Consider the following 4,302-nt stretch of genomic DNA (forward strand, 5'->3'; position numbering starts at 1 on the left):
TGCGGCGAGGGCCTCCCGGCCGGCCCGCGCGGCGATCCTGGCCACCACGCGGTCCGGGATGACGGTGGCGCCGCGCTCGCGCGCCGCGACGGCTTGCCGGGTCATCGGCGCCGGTCCTCGGACCGGGGTCGGCGCCAGTCCCTGACGTCGACGTCGCCCTCCAGGAGGCGCCCGACGACGAGGCCGACCACCCCGAGGACCAGGACCAGGAGGAAGGCCCAGAAGCCGCCGAAGTACCCGGCGAATCCCAGCGCCATCCCCGCGAGCAGACCGAGTGCGGCTGTGCTCATCTCACATGCTCCTTCTTCGGTGTCGCCCGGGCCCCCGGTCACGCTGCAGCGTCCCTGCAGCGACGGTGCGGGGCCGGGCGGCTGCAGGTCAGGCGACGCGGCTCTCGGTGTCGTCCTCCTCGTCGGGGAGGTGGACGTCGTCGACGGCGATGTTCACCTCCACGACCTCCAGGCCGGTCAGGCGCTCCACCGCCGCGATGACGCTGACGCGCACGTCGCCCGCCAGGTCGGTGATGGGGACGCCGTACTCCACGACGACGACGAGGTCGACGGCGGCCTGGCGCTCGCCCACCTCGACCTTCACGCCGCCCCTGACGCTCGCCCGTCCGCCGCCGGGAACGCGCTCGCGCACCGCGCCCATGGTGCGGGACATCCCGGCTCCCAGGGCGTGGATACCGGGAACGTCCCGTGCGGCGGTGCCCACGATCTTCTCCACGACGCTGTCCGCGATGGTCGTCCTGCCCCGCTCCTCGGGCACCCGGTCGGCGCCGGTGGGACCTTGCAGGCCGCCCTCCGGGCGTCCGTCGCCCTGCGGGAAACTGCTGGACGTGTCCGTCATGGCAGGCCTCCTTGACCTCGCCCCGGTGCGAACCCGGTCCCGGGCCCGCTGAACTGTTGGACGCCGCCGGCGCGAAATCCTCACGCCCTCGGCATAACCGTCCCGATTGCGGACAGGCGCGAGGAGGAGGGGCATACAGCACCGGCAACCGGACGCCACGATGAGCACAGCGCAGACCCACACCACCGCCGGCCTCCGCGAGCGGCCTCCGCCGCTCCGGCCCCGCACCCGACGCGACCGCCCGGCCGCGCCGTGGAGCCTGCCGTCCCCGTCCACCGCGGTCCGCCCGGACCGCACCGGCCCGGCCGGCGACCGGCTTCTCGCGGTCCGAGCGGCGGAAGGCGACGACGACGCCTTCGCCGTCCTGGTCGGCCGCCACAGCGCCGTCCTCCTCGCCCTCGCCCACCACCTGACCGGCAACCGGCAGGACGCCGAGGACATGGTCCAGGAGTCCCTCCTCAGCGCGTGGAGACGACTGCCGGAATTCCGGGGCGACGCCGCGTTCCGCACCTGGCTCTACCGCATCGTCACCAACCGCTGCCTCAGTCTCCTGCGCAGCCGTCCCGTGCCTGCCGTCCCCCTCGACATCCGGCCCGAACCCCCCGTCCTCCAAGCCCACGGAGCGCCGGAGCAGATCGCCGAGACCCGCGCCGCAGCACGCGCACTCGCCCGCGCACTGGCCGACCTCGACCCCGGCCAGCGGACCTGCTGGATCCTGCGCGAACTGCACGGCATGCACTACGGCGAGATCGCACGAACCCTCGGCGTCAGCGAACAGACGGTGCGCGGCAGACTGTTCCGCGCACGCCGGTCCCTCGCGGAGGCGATGGACCCATGGCGCTAGAACACCGCCCGGCCCACACAACCGACCCGACCCGGCCCCGGCCCGGCACCGGCCGGACCCCGGACAGTCCCGACGACCCCGCCGACGCCGACAAGCAGCGCCTCCTGCGTCAGGCCACCGAGGCCCTCCGAGCCCAGGGACCCGACAGCCGGAGCACGGCCCTCGCAGATCGGGTCATGCGCGCGGTACGGGCCGAACACCGACGGGGACGACGACTCCCCCGCGGCGACCCCGCCCTGAGATGTCGCATCGACGAGACCACCGCCGCCAAAGCACTGCGCCGCGCCGCCGACGACGCCGGCACCGCCAGGGCCGGCAGCTGCCGCCTCACACCCGTCGCCGACGGCAGAACCATCCACGCGACCATGACCCTCACGGCCGACCCGTCCCGCCCCCTGCTCCCCCAGGCCGACCAGGTCCGCCGAGCCGTCCTGCACAACGCACAACACACCCTGGGACTCGCCGTCACACGCGTCGACATCACCATCGACGACCTCCACACCCCGAAGGCACCCTCCTGCTCTGACTGTGAGGATGTAGGTGGCACCGCTCGGGGGTCTGACCCGTGCTCTGAGTGACGCTTCGGCTGTCCTTCTGCGGAATCGTCGGCCTTGCGAGCGGTGTCGCATGCACGCGCCGGTCGGGCGCCTGTGACCTCATAGGCGCCCGGCACGGGGAACGCGCGCCCCGCGAGCCGGACCGGAACGAGGCCCGGTCGCAACTCCCCCGGGCCCGGACCCTTCCGAACCATTCGGGGATGCTTACGGGAACCGCTGGTCGTCTGCGCGATCTGCTGCACGAGGCGGTCGGTGCTGGTGCCGATCGGCCTCGAAGCCGAGTTCGGGGAGCGGGCCGTGGGCGATGTCGTCCAGCACGACGCGAGTCGTCTCGGGGCGGCGTCGGCCGCATTCTTCCGCCGGTTTCCTAGAATGAGCGCGTGATCGGCGAAGACGCCCAGCCACCGGCACACGGACGGGATCCCGAGCCTCGCTCCGGCACCTTCTGTACCGCCGCGGTCGACGCACCTGAAAGACGGGCAGCCCGCAACCTGGACGGCGGCGTGGAGCCCGCGGCGGCTGCACCGAGGCCGAGAATGCGCGGCTGGCTGCATGCCGGCGCGTTCCCCCTCTCGCTGGCCGCAGGCACCGTCCTGATCGCCCTCCCACGCCGGGCTCCCGCAGCGGCAGCCTGCTCGGTGTACGCACTCTCGGCCTGCCTGCTGTTCGCCACCAGCGCCGTCTACCACCGAAGAACATGGGGTCCGCGCGGGGAGGCGGTCCTGCGGCGGCTGGACCACGCGAACATCTTCCTGATCATCGCCGGCACCCACACCCCGCTGGCGGTGCTGCTGCTGCCCGCGCGCCAGCAGGTGGTGCTGCTGACCGCGGTGTGGGCGGGCGCCCTGGCCGGCATCGCCTTCCGAACGCTGTGGATCGGGGCACCCCGGTGGCTGTACACCCCCTGCTACGTCGCCCTGGGCTGGGTAGCTGTCTTCTACCTGCCCGATTTCGCGCGCACCGGCGGCACCGCGGTCGTCGTCCTCGTCATCACCGGTGGCCTCCTCTACACCGCAGGCGCCGTCGTCTACGGGCTCAGACGCCCCGACCCTTCACCGTCCTGGTTCGGCTTCCACGAGGTCTTCCACGCCCTCACCGTCGCCGCCTTCTCCGCGCACTACACGGCCATCCTCCTGGCAGCGATGTGACCGACTCCCGGGTGCGTGCGGAGGCACAGCACCCGGGGGCGGGCCCTGGGCGCAGCGCGCTCGGCAAAGACGCGAGGACCGCGAGACGGGCGATGAAGGACGCGATCCGCACCGGACTCCGCGCAGCGGCGCGGCGGACCCGACGCACCCGCGCCTACCTCCGCCCGGAGTGCGCCGCCTGGCTCACACCCCCGCCGCGGAAAAGACGTGACGGACCGCCACAGCCGCCCCACCGACGAGAGGATCGGCTTCCGGAAATCGGGGCGCCGCGGTAGGCGGCCCGGCCACGCGCCCTGCTGCGCCGGGGGCCGGCCCGCAGTTCCTTCCGCGCTGGGCCGAGGCCGCAAGGGGCGGTACCGCTTTGCCGACACCGCCCCTTGCGGTCGGCGATGCCGACGTGGAGTACGGGCCGTTCGCGGGTGGTGGCCGGGGTTGCTGCGGGAGTTGGCATCGGACGTCCTTCCCGCGGACCGTGTGCCCGGTCAGGACGCCGGCAACAAGCTCGCAAGGCTTTTCCGCAGCACCGCACGGCGCAGCGGTTCCCGGCCGGCGAACTCGCGTTTCTTGTGGCAGGACCGGCATTCGACGGCTTGGGGATCGTGGTCGGGCAGGCTGGTCTCGATCAAGCCGGTGGTGCGGGTGACGCACCGGTCACGGGCTTCAGCCCGGCGGAGCGCCTCGGCTCCGGCCCGGTCCGCTTCGACGTCGTTCCTGGCCCGGGTGGCTCCCCGGCAGGGGGTGCATTGGTGGGTGCCGTCGCCGGCGTCCCACTGGTCGCGGCAGGTGGGGCCGGCGGGTGACGATCGCGGTGCACGGCACCGTGCCGGCCGCCGCCGGCCCCGACTTCCCGCCGCCGGCCCCCGTGCCCGACGGCACCCCGGATCCAGCGGGCAGGTGCGCGGAC

General features: G+C 73.6%; 6 protein-coding genes and 1 pseudogene. 2 read left to right on the forward strand and 5 right to left on the reverse strand.

Annotation, left to right across the window (positions count from 1 at the left end):
* The 3 genes and pseudogenes from ABZ641_RS27305 to ABZ641_RS27315 form a co-directional block, all read right to left on the reverse strand.
* Nucleotides 1-105 (reverse strand): annotated as a pseudogene (locus tag ABZ641_RS27305) (Asp23/Gls24 family envelope stress response protein); the annotation flags it as partial.
* Entirely contained in the window at nucleotides 102-290 is a 189-nt protein-coding gene (locus ABZ641_RS27310; protein ID WP_344625317.1) for a hypothetical protein, read from the reverse strand. The pseudogene ABZ641_RS27305 and the gene ABZ641_RS27310, both read right to left, overlap by 4 nt.
* An 88-nt stretch (nucleotides 291-378) precedes the next feature.
* Entirely contained in the window at nucleotides 379-849 is a 471-nt protein-coding gene (locus tag ABZ641_RS27315) for an Asp23/Gls24 family envelope stress response protein (RefSeq protein WP_344625316.1), read from the reverse strand.
* 160 nt (nucleotides 850-1,009) lie between these two features.
* On the opposite strand from ABZ641_RS27315, the gene ABZ641_RS27320 reads away from it, so the two are divergent.
* A complete protein-coding gene (locus tag ABZ641_RS27320; RefSeq protein WP_359985825.1) occupies nucleotides 1,010-1,693 on the forward strand; it encodes an RNA polymerase sigma factor in 684 nt (227 codons plus the stop codon).
* Here the strand turns inward: ABZ641_RS27320 and ABZ641_RS27325 are convergent.
* Complete coding sequence (locus tag ABZ641_RS27325; protein ID WP_359985827.1) at nucleotides 1,690-2,193, reverse strand: hypothetical protein; 504 nt, start codon at nucleotides 2,191-2,193, stop codon at nucleotides 1,690-1,692. The genes ABZ641_RS27320 and ABZ641_RS27325 overlap by 4 nt on opposite strands.
* Before the next feature lie 593 nt (nucleotides 2,194-2,786).
* Between ABZ641_RS27325 and ABZ641_RS27330 the strand changes: the two genes are divergently transcribed.
* Nucleotides 2,787-3,398 (forward strand): hemolysin III family protein, encoded by a 612-nt coding sequence (locus ABZ641_RS27330; protein WP_359985830.1) that lies wholly within the window; start codon nucleotides 2,787-2,789, stop codon nucleotides 3,396-3,398.
* A gap of 482 nt (nucleotides 3,399-3,880) precedes the next feature.
* On the opposite strand, the gene ABZ641_RS27335 is transcribed toward ABZ641_RS27330, so the two are convergent.
* Nucleotides 3,881-4,024: a hypothetical protein gene (locus ABZ641_RS27335; protein ID WP_359985833.1), complete on the reverse strand. Its 144-nt coding sequence runs from the start codon at nucleotides 4,022-4,024 to the stop codon at nucleotides 3,881-3,883.
* Nucleotides 4,025-4,302 lie beyond the last annotated feature (278 nt).

This window comes from Kitasatospora sp. NPDC007106, from assembly GCF_040634455.1.
Lineage (GTDB): Bacteria > Actinomycetota > Actinomycetes > Streptomycetales > Streptomycetaceae > Kitasatospora > Kitasatospora arboriphila.

Bases quoted from the DNA above. Each gene is read 5' to 3' on its own strand.
- ABZ641_RS27310 (WP_344625317.1), bottom strand. From the start codon at position 290: ATGAGCACAGCCGCACTCGGTCTGCTCGCGGGGATGGCGCTGGGATTC.
- ABZ641_RS27315 (WP_344625316.1), bottom strand. From the start codon at position 849: ATGACGGACACGTCCAGCAGTTTCCCGCAGGGCGACGGACGCCCGGAG.
- ABZ641_RS27320 (WP_359985825.1), top strand. From the start codon at position 1,010: ATGAGCACAGCGCAGACCCACACCACCGCCGGCCTCCGCGAGCGGCCT.
- ABZ641_RS27330 (WP_359985830.1), top strand. From the start codon at position 2,787: ATGCGCGGCTGGCTGCATGCCGGCGCGTTCCCCCTCTCGCTGGCCGCA.